General features: G+C 70.1%; 16 protein-coding genes. 6 read left to right on the top strand and 10 right to left on the bottom strand.

Going from position 1 to position 15,567, the window contains the following annotated elements; translation table 11 throughout:
- Window positions 1-21: 21 nt before the first annotated feature.
- Window positions 22-1,113 (bottom strand): cell division protein ZapE, encoded by a 1,092-nt coding sequence (zapE, locus tag ACIGXX_RS05630; RefSeq protein ID WP_351158399.1) that lies wholly within the window; start codon window positions 1,111-1,113, stop codon window positions 22-24.
- Window positions 1,114-1,150: 37 nt separating this feature from the next.
- On the opposite strand from zapE, the gene ACIGXX_RS05635 reads away from it, so the two are divergent.
- The 4 genes from ACIGXX_RS05635 (at window position 1,151) to msrB (ending at window position 4,491) form a co-directional block, all read left to right on the top strand.
- On the top strand, window positions 1,151-1,915 hold the full coding sequence (locus ACIGXX_RS05635; protein ID WP_351158402.1) for a pyrimidine reductase family protein: 765 nt from the start codon (window positions 1,151-1,153) through the stop codon (window positions 1,913-1,915).
- A gap of 144 nt (window positions 1,916-2,059) precedes the next feature.
- On the top strand, window positions 2,060-2,533 hold the full coding sequence (locus ACIGXX_RS05640) for an indole-3-glycerol phosphate synthase (protein WP_351158404.1): 474 nt from the start codon (window positions 2,060-2,062) through the stop codon (window positions 2,531-2,533).
- A 107-nt stretch (window positions 2,534-2,640) separates the two neighbouring features.
- Complete coding sequence (gene murC, locus ACIGXX_RS05645) at window positions 2,641-4,038, top strand: UDP-N-acetylmuramate--L-alanine ligase (protein WP_351158406.1); 1,398 nt, start codon at window positions 2,641-2,643, stop codon at window positions 4,036-4,038.
- 45 nt (window positions 4,039-4,083) lie between these two features.
- Window positions 4,084-4,491 carry a peptide-methionine (R)-S-oxide reductase MsrB gene (gene msrB, locus ACIGXX_RS05650; protein WP_249587096.1) on the top strand — a complete coding sequence of 136 codons (408 nt, stop codon included), beginning with the start codon at window positions 4,084-4,086 and terminating at the stop codon, window positions 4,489-4,491.
- 78 nt (window positions 4,492-4,569) lie between these two features.
- Here the strand turns inward: msrB and ACIGXX_RS05655 are convergent, their stop codons facing one another.
- From ACIGXX_RS05655 to ACIGXX_RS05665, 3 genes are all read right to left on the bottom strand, one after another.
- Window positions 4,570-5,898 (bottom strand): M28 family metallopeptidase, encoded by a 1,329-nt coding sequence (locus tag ACIGXX_RS05655; protein WP_351158409.1) that lies wholly within the window; start codon window positions 5,896-5,898, stop codon window positions 4,570-4,572.
- A 232-nt stretch (window positions 5,899-6,130) separates the two neighbouring features.
- A complete protein-coding gene (locus ACIGXX_RS05660) occupies window positions 6,131-6,592 on the bottom strand; it encodes a hypothetical protein (protein WP_351158411.1) in 462 nt (153 codons plus the stop codon).
- 103 nt (window positions 6,593-6,695) lie between these two features.
- The gene (locus tag ACIGXX_RS05665) at window positions 6,696-7,106 is read right to left on the bottom strand and encodes an organic hydroperoxide resistance protein (RefSeq protein WP_351158413.1); all 411 of its coding nucleotides are present in this window, start codon (window positions 7,104-7,106) and stop codon (window positions 6,696-6,698) included.
- A gap of 120 nt (window positions 7,107-7,226) precedes the next feature.
- On the opposite strand from ACIGXX_RS05665, the gene ACIGXX_RS05670 reads away from it, so the two are divergent.
- Window positions 7,227-7,718 carry a MarR family transcriptional regulator gene (locus ACIGXX_RS05670; RefSeq protein WP_351158414.1) on the top strand — a complete coding sequence of 164 codons (492 nt, stop codon included), beginning with the start codon at window positions 7,227-7,229 and terminating at the stop codon, window positions 7,716-7,718.
- A gap of 39 nt (window positions 7,719-7,757) precedes the next feature.
- On the opposite strand, the gene ACIGXX_RS05675 is transcribed toward ACIGXX_RS05670, so the two are convergent.
- From ACIGXX_RS05675 to ACIGXX_RS05700, 6 genes are all read right to left on the bottom strand, one after another.
- Window positions 7,758-8,780, bottom strand: a complete 1,023-nt coding sequence (locus ACIGXX_RS05675; protein ID WP_399973068.1) for an ABC transporter substrate-binding protein — start codon at window positions 8,778-8,780, stop codon at window positions 7,758-7,760.
- Window positions 8,781-8,841: 61 nt separating this feature from the next.
- On the bottom strand, window positions 8,842-9,621 hold the full coding sequence (locus ACIGXX_RS05680) for an ABC transporter ATP-binding protein (RefSeq protein WP_366462166.1): 780 nt from the start codon (window positions 9,619-9,621) through the stop codon (window positions 8,842-8,844).
- A gap of 82 nt (window positions 9,622-9,703) precedes the next feature.
- Window positions 9,704-10,846: an iron ABC transporter permease gene (locus ACIGXX_RS05685; RefSeq protein ID WP_366462129.1), complete on the bottom strand. Its 1,143-nt coding sequence runs from the start codon at window positions 10,844-10,846 to the stop codon at window positions 9,704-9,706.
- Between the two features lie 196 nt (window positions 10,847-11,042).
- Window positions 11,043-12,344, bottom strand: coding sequence for an MFS transporter (locus tag ACIGXX_RS05690; protein WP_399973072.1), 1,302 nt, complete (start codon window positions 12,342-12,344; stop codon window positions 11,043-11,045).
- Window positions 12,341-13,168 carry a Rossmann-like domain-containing protein gene (locus ACIGXX_RS05695; protein WP_351158425.1) on the bottom strand — a complete coding sequence of 276 codons (828 nt, stop codon included), beginning with the start codon at window positions 13,166-13,168 and terminating at the stop codon, window positions 12,341-12,343. The genes ACIGXX_RS05690 and ACIGXX_RS05695 overlap by 4 nt, the downstream gene beginning before the upstream one ends.
- Window positions 13,169-13,248: 80 nt before the next feature.
- Window positions 13,249-14,238 carry a pyridoxal-phosphate dependent enzyme gene (locus tag ACIGXX_RS05700; protein WP_399973076.1) on the bottom strand — a complete coding sequence of 330 codons (990 nt, stop codon included), beginning with the start codon at window positions 14,236-14,238 and terminating at the stop codon, window positions 13,249-13,251.
- A 232-nt stretch (window positions 14,239-14,470) separates the two neighbouring features.
- Here ACIGXX_RS05700 and ACIGXX_RS05705 point away from each other — a divergent pair, with 232 nt between their 5' ends.
- Window positions 14,471-15,370, top strand: a complete 900-nt coding sequence (locus tag ACIGXX_RS05705; RefSeq protein ID WP_399973079.1) for a kinase — start codon at window positions 14,471-14,473, stop codon at window positions 15,368-15,370.
- The last annotated feature ends 197 nt before the right edge of the window (window positions 15,371-15,567 follow it).

Here is a 15,567-nt window from a genome sequence, read left to right on the forward strand (position 1 = left end):
CACGCGCGTAGCGGTGAGTCGCTACGGCTTGACGAGGCTCTCCGCGTCCCGGGCCAGTGCCGTGAGCCTGGAGATCGCCCGGAAGTACTTCTTCCGGTAGCCGCCGTTGAGCATGTCCTCGCTGAACAGCTGGTCGAAGGGGACACCCGAGGCGAGCACGGGGACCTCGCGGTCGTACAGGCGGTCGGCGAGCACGACGAGGCGCAGCGCGGTCGACTGGTCGGGGACGGGCGTCACGTCGGTGAGGCAGACGGCCCGCAGCCCGTCGGTGAGCGCTCCGTACCGGCTGGGGTGCACGCGCGCGAGGTGGTCGAGCAGGTGCGGGAAGTCGTCGAGGCTCGCGCCGTCGGTCGCGTACGCGGTCTTGGTGACCTGCTCGTCCGAGTACGGGGCGGGCGCCTCCGGAAGGCCCCGGTGGCGGTAGTCCTCGCCGTCGATGCGCAGCGACTTGAAGTGGGTGGACAGGCCCTGGATCTCACGCAGGAAGTCGGCGGACGCGAACCGGCCCTCGCCGAGCTTGCCCGGCAGCGTGTTCGAGGTCGCGGCGAGCGCCACGCCCTCCTCGACGAGCCGCGCGAGCAGCGAGGAGACGAGCACCGTGTCACCCGGGTCGTCGAGTTCGAACTCGTCGATGCAGAGCAGCCGGTGACCGCTGAGGGTGCGCACGGTCTGCTGGAAGCCGAGCGCCCCGACCAGGTTCGTGAGCTCGACGAAGGTGCCGAACGCCTTCTGCTCGGGCGCCGCGGGCGTCGCGTGCCAGAGGGAGGCCAGGAGGTGGGTCTTGCCCACGCCGTAGCCGCCGTCGAGGTAGACGCCGCGGGGTCCGGTGGGCGCCGCGGCCTTCTTCTGGAACCAGCGGCGCTTGCCGGCGCCGGACGCGTGCGCCCCGCCGAGCCCGGCCGCGAAGCCGCTCAGGACCCGCACGGCCTCGGTCTGGCTCGGCTGGTTCGGGTCCGGGATGTACGTATCGAAGCGGACGGAGTCGAAGCGCGGCGGCGGCACCATCTCCGCGACCAGACGGTCGGCGGGAACGTGGGGCGCGCGGGCGCACAGCGACAGGGGAGCCGCTTCGGCTATGGGGCTCTGCCCGGGGGCGGCGGTGGAGGACGACACGGTTCCTAACTCTAAGCGCCGTGCAAGACTGCTGGACATGCGACGCCTGTTCCCTGTGACCGACCAGACAGACGAAACATCCGTACGAGAGTGGGGGCTGGGGGAGCTGGCGGACGCGTACGCCTACCCTCCGGGCGGCGACCCCTGGATGCGCGCCAACATGGTGTCCACGCTGGACGGGGCGGCCCAGCACGACGGCCGCTCGCAGCCCATCTCCAGCGACGCGGACATGCGGATCTTCGGCACCTTGCGCGGAATCGCCGATGTCGTGGTCGTGGGTGCCGAAACGGTCCGCCAAGAGGGTTACCGGCCCTCACGCGCACGCGCAGCCTTCGCCGAGCGCAGGGCGGCGGCCGGTCAGACCGTGGCGCCCGCGATCGCCGTGGTCAGCGCGAGCCTGGACCTGGATTTCGGCCTTCCGCTTTTCACCTCGCCCCTGGTGCCCACGCTCGTGGTGACGGGCGCCGCGGCGCCCGCCGACCGGGTCGCCGAGGCCGAGAAGGCGGGCGCCGTGGTGGTGCTCGCGGGGGAGGGCGCGGCGGTCGAGCCCGAGCGGGTCGCACCCGCTCTGGCGGAGCGCGGCCTGACGCGGCTGCTCACGGAGGGCGGGCCCCGGCTCCTCGGCCAGTTCGTGGCGGCGGGGGCCCTGGACGAGCTCTGTCTGACGGTGTCCCCGATGCTCACCGCGGGGGACGCGCAGCGGATCTCCTGGGGGTCCGCGGTGGAGGTGCCGACGGAATTCGCACTGGCTTCCGTACTGGAGGAGGCCGGGTTCCTCTTCACCCGATACCGTCGAACCTGACAATCAGCGGAATCGGCCGTTCCGTTTCGCTTCCGTTGGGCACACTAAAAGTCGCAGACCCCGTGCGGCCACGGGGCAGGATGGTTTCCGCAGGGGCTGTCGAGACAGACTCTCGGCAGCCCACGGATGAGAAGGGCGCCTGTCGTGTTCACAAGCGTATTGATGATCGAGAAGGCCCTGACCTCCGCCGACGTGGAGTTCGTCACCACCTTGCACGGCGACGAGACGGTCACCTTCCGGGTGCTGCTCCAGCCCCGCGGCGATCAGGCGGACCGCCTGCTGCGGGCCATCGACGACGTCGCTCTCGGGGAGCTCGACGAGGCGGCGAGGGAAGGGGACGTTCCCGAGGGGCAGGACGCCACGGCCCCCGCGCAGAAGGCGCTGGAGGTCTCCCTCACGGCGCTGCGCGCCGCGGGCTGCGAGGCACTGGGACAGCTGATCGAGGACCACCCCCTCGACGCGCTCAAGCAGCTGGTCGACGAGGCGGACGCGGACGAGGTCATCGTCCTGACCGACCCGCACTACGTGGAGGAGTTCTTCCACCGGGACTGGGCCTCGCGGGCGCGGCACAAGGTGGGCGTACCGGTCCTGAAGCTGTTCTCGCACACGGAGGACTAGGGGCCTCGCCCCCTCGCGGGGCGCAGATGTGCCTGCCGGATGTCCGAGGCAATAGTCTGGGCCCTGCTCATCTGCCGTAACTTCTGGACTCTTGGGGAGACACACGTATGGCACCCGGCCTGCCCACCGCCATGGACCGACCGCACTTCATCGGCATCGGCGGCGCCGGAATGTCGGGCATCGCCAAGATCCTGGCCCAGCGCGGCGCCAAGGTCGCGGGCAGCGACGCGCGGGAGTCGGCCACCGCCGAGTCCCTGCGCACCCTGGGAGCCACGGTCCACATCGGCCACGACGCCGCGCACCTCGCGTCCGACGCGACCTGCGTGGTCGTCTCGTCCGCGATCCGCGCCGACAACCCCGAGCTGGCCCGCGCCACGGAGCTCGGCATTCCGGTCGTGCACCGCTCGGACGCCCTGGCCTCCCTCATGGAGGGCCTGCGCCCGATCGCGGTGGCCGGCACGCACGGCAAGACCACGACGACGTCGATGCTCGCGGTCACCCTCTCCACCCTGGGCCTGAACCCCTCGTACGCCATCGGCGGCGACCTGGACGCCCCGGGCTCGAACGCGCTGCACGGCGACGGCGACATCTTCGTGGCCGAGGCGGACGAGAGCGACCGCAGCTTCCACAAGTACGCGCCCGAGGTCGCCATCGTCCTGAACGTGGAGCTCGACCACCACGCCAACTACGCGTCGATGGACGAGATCTACGAGTCCTTCGAGACCTTCGTCGGCAAGATCGTCCCCGGCGGCACCCTGGTGATCGCGGCGGACCAGTCGGGCGCGGCGGAGCTGACGAAGCGCGTGCGCGACGCGGGCGACCTGAAGGTCGTCACGTACGGCGAGTCCGAGGGCTCCGACCTGCGCATCCACAAGATCACCCCGCGCGGTCTGACCAGCGAGGTCACGGTGATCCTGAACGGCAAGTTCCTGACCTTCACCGTCTCGGTCCCCGGCCGTCACTACGCCCACAACGCGGTGGCCGCCCTGGCCGCGGGCATCGCGCTCGGCATCCCCGCGCACAACCTCGCGTCGGCCCTCGGCTCGTACACCGGCGTCAAGCGCCGCCTCCAGCTCAAGGGCGAGGCGAAGGGCGTCCAGGTCATCGACTCGTACGCGCACCACCCCACCGAGATGACCGCGGACCTGGAGGCGATGCGCTCCTCGGCGGGCGACTCGCGCCTCCTGGTCCTCTTCCAGCCCCACCTCTTCTCCCGCACCCAGGAGCTGGGCAAGGAGATGGGCCAGTCCCTGGCCCTCGCGGACGCCTCCGTGGTCCTCGACATCTACCCCGCCCGCGAGGACCCGATCCCCGGCATCACCAGCGCCCTGATCATCGACGCGGCCGTGGCGGCGGGCGCCGACGTCAGGGCCGTGCACGACAAGAGCGAGGCCGCGGCGGTCGTGGCGGGAATGACACGCCCCGGTGATCTCGTTCTCACCATGGGAGCGGGCGACGTCACGGACCTCGGCCCGCAGATTCTGGCAGAGCTGTCGAAGCCGTAGCCGTAGGTCGAAGCAGCACATCCAAGCAGTAAGGGGTTCAGTCTCATGTCGTACGACGTCGAGAAGCCGGACGAGCAGTGGCGCGCGGAGCTGAGCCCCTCGGAGTACGCGGTGCTGCGCCAGGCCGGCACGGAGCCCGCGTTCGTGGGCGAGTACACCGACACCAAGACCAAGGGCGTCTACTCCTGCCGCGCGTGCGGCGCGGAGCTGTTCACCTCGGAAGAGAAGTTCGAGTCGCACTGCGGCTGGCCGAGCTTCTTCGACCCCAAGGACACGGACGCGGTCGAGCTGCTCCAGGACTCCTCGCACGGCATGGTGCGCACGGAGGTCCGGTGCGCGCGGTGCGGCTCGCACCTCGGTCACGTCTTCGAGGGCGAGGGCTATGCGACGCCGACGGACCAGCGGTACTGCATCAACTCGATCTCGCTGACGCTGGCGCCCGAAGAAGGCTAGCCACCGATCACGATCACGGCGCCCGGCAGCGGAGAGACGCTGCCGGGCGCCGTCGTACGTGCTCGTGGCGCAGGTGCTCTAGAAGGTCAGCTTCCAGCTGTTGATGTAGCCGGTGTCCTGCGCCGCCACATCCTGCACCCGCAGCTTCCAGGCGCCGTTCGCCACCTCGCTCGACGCGTTGACCGTGTACGTCGCGATCACGTTGTCCGCCGAGTCGTTGCTGCTGGAGTTCTTCAGGCGGTACGCCGTGCCGTCGGGGGCCAGCAGGTCGACGACCACGTCACCGCGCCAGGTGTGCCGGATGTCGACGTCCGCCTTGAGGGTGGCCGGGGCGTTGCCCGTGCGGCCCGTCACGTTCACCGTCGAGGTCACGGCCGCGCCGTTGTCCGGGATGGCGACGTCCGTGGTGTTCTCGTACGAGTCACCGGGCGGGACGGGGGTCTCCGTGCCGAGGGTCCAGACGGCGTGGGCGATAGCGTCGCTGTTGCGGTCCAGGGCGGTGTCGTTGATGTTCGCCGTGGTGTCGCAGGACGAGTGGTAGCAGCGGTCGAAGGCCTGGCCCGCCGTGCCGCCCCACTTCTGGGCCTGGGCGCTGGACTTCGTACGGCTCGCGCCGGTGAAGAGGCCGCCGACCGGGATGCCCACGTTCTTGAAGCTGGCGTGGTCGGAGCGGCCGTCGCCCTCGGTCTCTATCTCCGTGGGGACGTTCAGGCCCGCGTAGTAGTCCTTGAAGGTCTTCTCGATGACCGGGTCGTCGTCGTAGACGAAGTAGCCCGGGTTCGGGGAGCCGATCATGTCGAAGTTCAGATAGCCGGAGACCTTCGAACGCTCCGTGGCGGGAAGGTTGTTGACGTAGTACTTCGACCCGACCAGACCCAGCTCCTCCGCGCCCCACCAGGCGAACCGCAGGTGCTTCGTCGGCTCGAGCTGTGCTCGTGACACGGCGAGCGCCGTCTCCAGGACACCCGCCGAGCCCGAGCCGTTGTCGTTGATGCCGGCGCCCGAGGAGACGCTGTCCAGGTGGGCGCCCGCCATCAGGACCTTGTTCGGGTCGCCGCCCGGCCAGTCCGCGATGAGGTTGTAGCCGGTGGCGCCGCTGGAGGTGAACTGCTGCACGGTGGTGGTGAACCCGGCCGCGTCCAGCTTGGCCTTCGCGTAGTCGATCGAGGCCTTGTAGCCGGGGCGTCCGTGGGCGCGGTTGCCGCCGTTGGCCGTGGCGATGGACTGGAACTGGGAGAGGTGCGCCTTGACGTTGGCGAGCGGGATGTCGGGGGCCGCGAGCGTCGGGGACGGGGCTGCCAGGGCCGCGGGCGCGGTGGCGGCGATCAGCCCGGCGGCGGCGAGTGCGGCGACGCCGGCGGTGGCCCGTCTCAGGGTGCGAGGAAGGGAGGGTCTGGAGAGTTTCATGTGGGGCTCCGGATTCCGAACAGCAAGGGGGACGGAACGTACTGACGCCCTGCGACGCGGATGCCGCAGGGCGTTGGAGCTGTACTGAGCTGCGCTGAGCCTGAAGTGAGGTGAGTGGCGCGAAGTGCGTTGCCTGATATTGGGGGTGCGTCGACCCGCCGTCAAGGGAGGAAACCGGTCAGATGCCGGTCAGCCAGTTTCGGATACCGGACACGCGTGCAGGCGGTCCGACTCAGTCCTCGTCGGGCGTCTCCGGACGCAGCAGCGGATGCTTCACGCCCGGGAAGACCCGGGCCCGGATCACCGGTTCGGCGGAGCCGCCCTGGATCACCGTCTCGGTGATGCCCCACGGGCGGCCCGGCAGGACGACCAGGATCGTGTACGAGGACGCGCAGCCCATGCAGTCGTAGCGGTCGGCCCAGGTCTCGACCTCGGTGCGGCTGCCGGGGTAGCGGGCCACGTGGCGGTGGCGGGCGTGGCAGCGGTCGCACTTCTCGCCGGGCTCGCAGGTGCCGCCGCAGGGGCACGGCACGTCCAGGGTCTCGGCGGGCTGCCAGCGCTGCGTGACGACGGCCTCGCGGGTGGCGCCCATGTCCTTCATCGCCTTGAGATTGCGGGCGGCGACGTTGTACGACTCTCCGGTCGACGTCATCCGGTTGCGGATCACGTCCTTGCGTCCGCGGTTCGTCGTCATGCTGGGCCTCCTGGGGTTCACGCAGCCCACCAGGAGGCCCATGAGATCGGTACCTCTACGGTACCCGCCGTCCGGCCCTCTCCTGTTCGATCCCCTCGCGGGACTACTCGATGACGAGCTCGACCTCGATGTTGCCGCGCGTGGCCTTGGAGTACGGGCAGTACGCGTGCGTCGCCTCGACCAGCTGCTGCCCGGTCTCGCCCGCCAGGGAGTCCGGCAGCTCCACGCGCATCACGACCGCGAGCCCGAAGCCCGTGTCGTCCTTGCCGATGGAGACCTCGGCGGTCACCGAGACGTCCTTGGTGTCGACCTTCATCTCGCGGGCGACCGCCCCCATCGCACTGGCGAAGCAGGCCGCGTACCCGGCGGCGAAGAGCTGCTCGGGGTTCGTGCCCTGTCCGTTGCCGCCGAGGGCCGGGGGCATGGCGAGCGCGAGGTCGATCTGACCGTCGGAGCTGACGGCGCGGCCCTCGCGGCCGTTGGCGGTGGCGACGGCGGTGTACAGCGCGTTCATGGGGTGTCCTCTTCCCTCGGTCGAAGAACGAGAAGAACGGGATTCGTTCGCTCTGCCGCAATGGTTGCACACGATTTAGTTGTGCACAACTTAGTGGCGCGTGCCAGGTACCCTGGACCCATGACGTCATCGCCGACCGCCCTGCCCCACGGACGCGAGATGCCCGACGTGCCCGACGACGCCGAGCTCCTGCGCCTCGACCACCAGGTCTGCTTCTCGCTGCACGCCGCCTCGCGCGCCTTCGGCGGCGTCTACCGCGATGCCCTCAAGGACCTGGGCCTCACCTACCCCCAGTACCTGGTCATGCTGGTGCTCTGGGAACACGGCCCGCAGCCCGTCAAGGCCATCGGCGAGAGGCTGCGCCTGGACTCCGGCACGCTCTCGCCGCTCCTCAAGCGCCTCGAGACCGCGGGCCTCGTACGGCGTGAGCGCAGCGCCGCCGACGAGCGCTCGGTCACCGTGCAGCTGACGGATGCCGGAACCGAGCTGCGCGAGCGCGCGCTGCCCGTCCCGCGCCGCATCCTCGAGTCGACCGGGATGACCGTCGAGGAGATCATCACCCTCCAGGGCCTCCTCGGCCGCCTCACGGGAGCTCTGGACGAGGCTCAGTGAGGCGACCGGGATTTCGGGGGAGGGCGGACCGGCGGACCCTTACCGCTTCAGTTCCCGCACGTACTTCCCGAACTTCTCCAGGCCGTCGATGTTGCGCGGGCCGCTGATGCCCTCGTTGTAGTCGAGGACGAAGAAGTTGTTCTTCTTCACGGCCGGCAGTTCCTTGGTGTGCGGGGACTTCTTCAGGAACTCGATCTTCTTCTTGGCGGGCATGTCGCCGTAGTCGAAGATGATGATGACCTCGGGCTCGGCCTTGGCGACGGCCTCCCAGTTCACCTGGGTCCACCGCTCGTCCAGGCCGTCGAAGATGTTCTTGCCGCCGGCGGTCTTGATGATGTCGTTGGGCGGGACCTGGCTGCCCGCCGTGAAGGGCTGGTCGGTGCCGGAGTCGTAGAGGAAGGTGGGGACCGGGTCGCCCTCGGGCGCCTTGGACTCGACGGCGGCCACGCGCTTCTTGAGGCCGCCCACGACCTCGTCCGCCTTCTTCTCGACCTGGAAGATCTTGCCGAGGCGGTCCAGGTCCGAGTACAGCGCCTTGAACGGGGTTACCTTCTCCGGGTACTTGGGGTAGTTGAAGCAGCTCTCCGTGTGCATGAAGCTCTGGACGCCGAGCTTGTCCAGGATCTCCGGGGTGATGCCCCGCTGGTCGCTGAAGCCCGAGTTCCAGCCCGCGACGACGAAGTCGGACTTGGCCTCCACGACGAGCTCCTTGTTGAGCAGGTCGTCGCTGAGCATCTTCACCTTGGCGTACTCCGACGCCCAAGGGGACTCGCTGACCGGCGGGTTGGCCGGAGGCATCACATAGCCGTGGACGTGCTCGGTCAGGCCGAGGCTGAACATCTTGTCCGCGCTGCCGCCCTCGTAGACCACCGCGCGCTGCGGGGTCTTGTACGTGACCGGCTCACCGCAGCGCTTGACGGTGACCTTCTCGGACGCCTTGGAGCCCGCGGAGTCCCCGGACTTCCCGGAGTCCGCGTCGACCTCCGCGCCGCAGCCGCCGAGCAGCAGGGTGACGGCGAGCGCGGAGCCGACGGCGGCGGATGTACGTGGTGTTCTGAGCATGACGTCGTGGTGCCTTTCAGAGGGGTCAGAGGAGTCAGAGGTGGGCTGAGGTGGGCTGAGGTCAGAGGGGAGTTGACGGGGTCAGTGCGTAGAGAAGCTGGGGGTCGCCGGTCAGGGGGTGGCTGATCACGCTGGCCTTGACGCCGAACACCTCGTCGACGAGTCCCGTGGTGAGCACCTCGTGCGGCGTTCCGGCGGCCACCAGCTCGCCGCCGGAAAGGACCCCGATGCGGTCGCACGCGGCCGCCGCGAGATTGAGGTCGTGCAGGACCACGAGGACGGTGAGGCCCGAGCCCTTCAACAGCGAGAGGAGCTCGATCTGGTGGCGTACGTCGAGGTGGTTGGTCGGCTCGTCGAGCACCAGAATCCGCGGCTCCTGCACCAACGCCCGTGCGAGCAGCACGCGTTGGCGCTCCCCGCCCGAGAGGGTGAGGACCCCGCGGTCGGCGAGGCGGGTCAGGTCGAGACGGGCCATCGTCCGCGCGCACAGGTCACGTTCGCGCTCGCTGAGTGCCTGGTTCCCGCGCAGATGGGGCGCGCGGCCCAGGGCGATGACCTCCTCCACCGTGAAGTCGAGGTCCACCGCGCCGTCCTGGGCCATCGCGGCGACGAGCTGCGCGCTGCGGCGCGGCGCAAGCCGGGAGAGGTCGTCGTCGCCCACCCTGACCACGCCGGAGCTCGGGCGCAGCGCGCGGTAGACGCACTTGAGGGCGGTGGACTTGCCGCTGCCGTTCGGGCCGACCAGGCCCACGATCTGGCCGCCGCCCACCTCCAGGGACAGGTCCCGGACGAGGAGCTTGCCGTCGATGGTCACGGACAGGCCATCGAGTACGAGATCCATGGGTTCCACGGGTTCCACGGGTTCCACGGGCTCCATGGGCGCCGCGGGTGCCGCGGCTTCGGTGGGTTCCGTGGGCTTCATCTCAACGGCCCCCGAACATGTAGCCCTTGCGCCGCATCAGCGCGATGAACACCGGCACCCCGACGAGCGCCGTGATGACCCCGAGCGGCAGCTCGCGCGGCGCCACGAGGGTGCGCGACACCAGGTCGACCCAGACCATGAACACCGCTCCGACCAGCGGCGCCACGGCGAGCACCCGCGCATGCGTGGCGCCGACCACCATGCGTACGAGATGGGGCATGACCAGGCCGACGAAGCTGATCGCCCCGCTCACGGCGACCATCACCCCGGTGATCAGCGAGGCGAGCAGGAGCAGGCCCTTGCGGTGCCGGTCGGGGCTGATGCCCAGGCTCGTCGCGGTCTCGTCGCCGAGCGCCAGGACGTCGAGGGCCCTGCTGTAGCGGTAGAGCACGGCCAGGCCGAGCAGTACGCAGGCGGCCACGACGGGCAGCGCGCCCCAGCTCGCGGCGCCGAAGCTGCCCATCGTCCAGTACAGGACCATGCTGGTCGCCTCGCTGTCCGGCGCGAAGTAGATGATCACGCTCATCACGGCCTGGAAGCCGAGCGCCATCGCCACGCCCGTCAGGACGAGCCGCAGCGGCGAGAGCCCGCCACCGCGGCTCGCCGAGGCGACGTACACGAGGACGGAGGCGACGAGCGCGCCGATGAACGCCCCCGCCGACACCGCGTAGATGCCGAGCGCCGCGAGCCCACCCGTCACCGTGACGCCGACCGCGCCGACCGATGCCCCGGACGAGACGCCCAGGACGAAGGGGTCGGCGAGCGCGTTGCGCACCAGCGCCTGGATGGCGACGCCGACCGCGCTGAGGCCCGCCCCCACAAGTGCCGCCAGGAGCACGCGCGGTGTGCGGATCTGCCAGATGATCTGATACGTCGTCACCTCGTCGGAGTCGATGCTCCCGCCGCTCAGCGCCGCCCACAGCAGCCGGGCGGTGTCGCCCGGCGGGACGACGGCGGAGCCGAGGCCGATGGCCACGACGACGGAGACGAGGAGGGCGAGGAGGAGCGCGGCGCAGGTCGCCGCCAGGCCCGCCCGGGAGGAGAGTCGGTTCCGTATGCCCTTGGCCCTGGCCGGCCGTTCGGGAGGGGGTGCGTCGGGCGCCGTGACGACGGCTGCGGTGGCGGAGAGCGCGGGTGGAGGCATGGCGGTCGGTCCTTTCAAGTCGGCGTGGGGGCGGATGCGTTGGGAGAAGCGAGGGGCTGGGAGGGATCGACGAAGTCGGCGCGTGTCGCGCCCCGCAGGGGGCGCGAGGCTGTGACATATACGGCTCCGACGCGTGGGCGCGACCAGCCCCCACCGGCCCGCGGGGGGTTCCACCACGGCCCTCCCAGCGGGCCGCTCAGCCCGCGGGCTCCGCCTCTTCCACCGGTCCGGCCCTCAGCACGAGCCCCGCCGCGACGAGCGCCACGACGACCAGCGCCCCGAAGGCCGCCGCGATCCCCGGATATCCGGCGAGTCCGAGCCCGAGGCCGCCCAGGCCCGCGCCCACGAACACCCCGAGGCTCATCCCCGCGGCGTTCACGCTCAGGGCCGCGCCCCGCTGGGTCCCGCAGCGCCGCACGAGCAGGCTGACCACGCACGCGGCCACGACGGCGTGGCTGGCCGCGTGCAGGGACGTCATCGCAAGGGCGAGCGGCAGCCAGTGCGTGAAGTAGAAGCCCACGACCGAGACGAGCGCGGCGACCAGGCCGATGGCCAGCATCCGCTCGGTGCCGATCTTCGGTTCGGCGGAGTTCGTGATCCGCCCCGTGAGGAGGTTGCTCACGAAGAACGACGCGCCGCTGAGCGTCCACACGAACGCGAACAGCCCGGGGTCGAGTTCGAACCGGTCGTCGTAGTAGGCCGCCAGATAGGAGAGGTAGCCCATGAACACGGCGGTGCGCAGCAGCGCGATGAGCAGCAGCGGCACGACACCGGGGATCGCCCCGAGCGCCTTGAACGAGGCGATGTAGCCCAGGCGTTGGGCTTCACCCTTCTCCTCGACGGGCTTGTCCTTGCCGCGTACGAAGAAGACGGCGGCGAGGAGCAGCGACACCCCGGTCACGGCGAACAGGTCGCCCTGCCAGCCCCAGAACAGCGCGGGCAGCGCGATGACCGGCGCCGCCAGCATCGCGGTCATCGACTGGGTGGCCGTGACGAGCGTCGCCGCGCGCCCCGCGGCCTTCCCGGAGCCGAAGCGGTCGGCGGCGGCCGCGGTCAGTGCCGGGTTCAGGACCGACGTACTGGCGCCGACGAGCAGGCAGAACACGGCGAGCAGGATGAAGTCCCCGCTCGCGCCGAGGGCGGCGGAGACGCCGAGCGCGGCGAGACCGCCCGCGGCGGCCCACTCCTTGCGCACCCGGTCGATCAGCGGGGCGAGCGCGGTGCCCACCAACAGGGCGGCGAGACCGCCGAGTCCGCGCAGGCCGCCCAGCGTGGCGACGCTGCTGTCGGCGTCCTCGGCCATCGGCACAAGATACGTACTGAAGACGGTGAAGGGCAGCAGGCCGACCGCGGACGCGACCAGGACGGGCCACAGCGCACGGGCCATTCGCAGGTCGCCCGGCAGCGCGTCCTCGGAGGAGTTCTCCTCGGAGGTCTTCGACTTGGAGGTCTTCGACATGCCGGGGCCCGGGGCCGAGCCCTTGGAGTCGACGCTCACGCCGCCTCCTTGTAGCGGTAGAGCGGCGTCTCGTCGGCGCTGAACTGGGAGAACGCGAAGGGCTCGGCGGAGAGCCCGGTGACTCCCGCGGGCAGGAACGCGCGGGCCACTGCGCTGCCGCTCTGCGCGTACACCACCAGCGGCACCTCGTGCTCGCGGCAGTGCGCGAGGATCAGGTCGAAGGTGCCGTTGCTGAGCGTCATGCCGGTGGCGACCACGGCGTCGGCTTCCTTCAGGACCTCGGTCATGTCGTCGGTGATCTGGTCGCCCCACTGGGTCGTACGGAGATTGAGGTCGCAGGGCAGGCAGACGCCGCCCCGCTCGCGTATCGCCGCGACGAGGGGGTTGACCACGCCGATGAGCGCCACCTTCGCGCCCGGCTCGATGTCCAGCAGCCCGGCGATGGCGGCGTCGCGGGCCTTCGCCCGGACCTCGGGGGTGCCGGTGGGCAGCGTGACGCGCTCGGCGTCGGCGGCGTCCCGGTGCGGGCTCACCTGCGCGAGGTAGGCGTCGAGCGCGGCGATGCGGACGGGGGTGGACTCGGCGCGCAGCAGCTTGTCGAGGGTGTGGCCCGACGCGTTCTCGCAGAAGTCCGGGGAGAGTTCACCGGCTTCGAAGGAGCAGGCGCCGAAGGCCGTGCCGACCCGGAGCAGCAAGTAGTGGTTGTGGTACGTCACTTGGCTGCCGGCGAGGCGGGTGGTGTTGTACAGCCAGAACGCGCTGGTGACGGAGAGGTCCTTGGGATCGGGGCCGTAGTCGCCCGCCAGGACGGCGTCGACGAGCTCCGCGACGTTGTGGGGCGTGCGCGGCTCGGGGAGAGACATGGGGAGTTCTTTCGGTGTGATGGTGGAGGCGGTCAGGGAAGATCGCTGCCAGAGAAGCTGGCGGTCAGGGAGGATCGCCGTCAGGGAAGATCGCGCCAGGAAGTGGTCGACCAGGGATGCCTCAGCTCGTCGAGCGAGGTGATTTCATGCGGCTTCAAGGTGTCGATGTCCGGCGCCGAAGCGTGGTGTGCGTAAGCGCTCTCGACATAGCGATGACCGGTGTCCGCCGCGATGAAGACGTACGTACGGGAATCGTCGCGGCGCTGTTCCCAGAGAGCCGTCAGATAGGCGGCTCCGGCGGAGAGACCGGCGAAGATGCCGCTGGTTCTGAGGAGCGATACCGCGCCGGACACCGCGCAGTCGAAATTCACCCAGTGCACGCGGTCGTAGGCGTCGTGCCGGACGTTCTCGAAAGCGATGGCGCTGCCGATACCCGCGATGATCATGTCCGGGTCGGCCACGTGCTCCGAGCCGAAGGTGACGCTGCCGAAAGGCTGCACGCCGACGAGTGAGACATCGCGGCCCGCTTCCCGCAGATATCCGGCGATGGCGCCGGTCGAGGCCCCTGAGCCGACCCCGCCCACCAGGGCGAGCGGCCCCTGGGGGACCTCGGTGTCGATCGTCTGGGCCACGTCGCGGTAGCCGTAGTAATGAATGCTGTCGTGGTACTGCCGCATCCAGTGGTACGACGGATTCGCCTCGAGTATCTCGGCGATGCGCCGCACCCTCAGCTCCTGGTCGAGCCGGAGATTCTTCGACGGCCGCACCTGTTCAAGCGTGGCGCCGAGTATGTCCAGCTGAATGCGCAGGGTGTGGTCCACGGTCGTGGAACCCACGATGTGGCACTTCATTCCATAGCGGTGACAGGCGAGTGCCAGGGCCTGTGCGTAGATGCCGCTCGAACTGTCGATGAGGGTGTCGCCCGGCTTCACGGCACCCGAATCAAGAAGGTGACGGACGGCCCCCAGAGCCGAATAGATCTTCATCGTCTCGAACCGGAGACAGACCAAGTCCGGCTCCAGGGATATGAGATCGGGATTCTTCACCGCTTCGGCTATGTGGTCGTGCATGTCAGCCCTCTGCCCCCTGTGTTCGGTCGCCGAGCCGAGAGCATCACACTAGATGAAAATGATTGTCAAGACGGTTAGTGCTGTGGCAGCCTGTGGGCACTGGAGGCGTCGGGACGTTGAGAGGAGACCTGTGAAGCTGTCCCAGGAGGCCGGGCCACGACCCCGCCCGGCAGGTACGGGACCGACCGCGAGGTCGGGTGGCCCGAGGCCGGGTGGCCCGAGGCCGGGCGTAGTGGCCGGGACCGGAGTGGGCGCCGCCTTCGGAACCTTCGGCGAGCTGCTGCAAGGCGTACTGCCGGAGGAGGACGGGGACTTCCTGGTGACGCTGCCCGTGGCGCGATGGACGATGGCCACGTTCCGGCAGGAGCCCGACTCCGGGGAGGTGGTGGTCCGTCCGGCCGGAAAGACCAAGGCGCTCCAACTGGCCCGCACGATCGGTGAGTTGTCGGAGCGGCGGACCGGCGTACCGGCCGGGGGAACTCTCCACGTCAACAGCGTCATCCCCGAGGGCAAGGGGTTGGCCAGTTCGTCCGCCGACCTGGTGGCGACCGCGCGGGCGGTCGGGCAGGCGCTGCGGGTCGACATGCCGCCGTCCCGGATCGAGCGGCTGCTCGCGGACATCGAGCCCACCGACGGGGTGCTCTACCCGGCCATCGTCGCCTTCCACCACCGCACCGTGCGGCTGCGCGGCGTCCTCGGATCGCTCCCGGTGATGGCCGTGGTGGGGATCGACGAGGGCGGTTCGGTCGACACGGTCGACTTCAACCGCATCCCCAAGCCGTTCACCCTGGCCGACCGCCACGAGTACGCGCGCCTGCTCGACCGCCTCACGGGCGCCGTCCGCCGCCGCGACCTGGCGGAGGTCGGCAGGGTCGCGACGCGCAGCGCGCGGATGAACCAACTCCTGCGCCACAAATGGTCGTTGGAGCCGATGCGGGAGATCTGCCGGGAGGTCGGCGGCCTGGGCGTGGCCGTGGCGCACAGCGGCACGACGCTGGGCATCCTCCTCGACACCGCGGACCCCTCGTACACCCAACGCGTCAGCGCGGCGGCACGGGCCTGCGGGGAGCTGGCGGGAGGAGTGACGGTGTACCGGACGCTGAGTTTTCCCGGCCGGGGGCGGGCGGGGTGAGGTGGCGCGGCGGCGGGGTTCCGCCGCCGGGCCGGAGGTGCGTCAGGCGCGGTCGGCTGTGACCGAGTGCGTGACCGTCACGGAACGGTGGTCCTGTGCGGTTGATTCCGTCGAGGATGTCATCTTCGAGGGAATGCAGATGGCTATCCCCATCGCGGCGGCGACGAACAGTCCGTTTCTGACGGCTCGCCTGTTGA

It is taken from the genome of Streptomyces sp. NPDC055243 (assembly GCF_044544025.1).
Classification (GTDB): domain Bacteria; phylum Actinomycetota; class Actinomycetes; order Streptomycetales; family Streptomycetaceae; genus Streptomyces.

Excerpts from the sequence above, each read along its gene's own strand:
- ACIGXX_RS05680 (WP_366462166.1), bottom strand. The coding sequence starts at position 9,621 with ATGGATCTCGTACTCGATGGCCTGTCCGTGACCATCGACGGCAAGCTC.
- ACIGXX_RS05670 (WP_351158414.1), top strand. The coding sequence starts at position 7,227 with ATGACGTCATCGCCGACCGCCCTGCCCCACGGACGCGAGATGCCCGAC.
- ACIGXX_RS05655 (WP_351158409.1), bottom strand. The coding sequence starts at position 5,898 with ATGAAACTCTCCAGACCCTCCCTTCCTCGCACCCTGAGACGGGCCACC.
- ACIGXX_RS05660 (WP_351158411.1), bottom strand. The coding sequence starts at position 6,592 with ATGACGACGAACCGCGGACGCAAGGACGTGATCCGCAACCGGATGACG.
- ACIGXX_RS05685 (WP_366462129.1), bottom strand. The coding sequence starts at position 10,846 with ATGCCTCCACCCGCGCTCTCCGCCACCGCAGCCGTCGTCACGGCGCCC.
- ACIGXX_RS05635 (WP_351158402.1), top strand. The coding sequence starts at position 1,151 with ATGCGACGCCTGTTCCCTGTGACCGACCAGACAGACGAAACATCCGTA.
- ACIGXX_RS05665 (WP_351158413.1), bottom strand. The coding sequence starts at position 7,106 with ATGAACGCGCTGTACACCGCCGTCGCCACCGCCAACGGCCGCGAGGGC.
- ACIGXX_RS05675 (WP_399973068.1), bottom strand. The coding sequence starts at position 8,780 with ATGCTCAGAACACCACGTACATCCGCCGCCGTCGGCTCCGCGCTCGCC.
- murC (WP_351158406.1), top strand. The coding sequence starts at position 2,641 with ATGGCACCCGGCCTGCCCACCGCCATGGACCGACCGCACTTCATCGGC.
- msrB (WP_249587096.1), top strand. The coding sequence starts at position 4,084 with ATGTCGTACGACGTCGAGAAGCCGGACGAGCAGTGGCGCGCGGAGCTG.
- ACIGXX_RS05695 (WP_351158425.1), bottom strand. The coding sequence starts at position 13,168 with ATGTCTCTCCCCGAGCCGCGCACGCCCCACAACGTCGCGGAGCTCGTC.
- ACIGXX_RS05700 (WP_399973076.1), bottom strand. The coding sequence starts at position 14,238 with ATGCACGACCACATAGCCGAAGCGGTGAAGAATCCCGATCTCATATCC.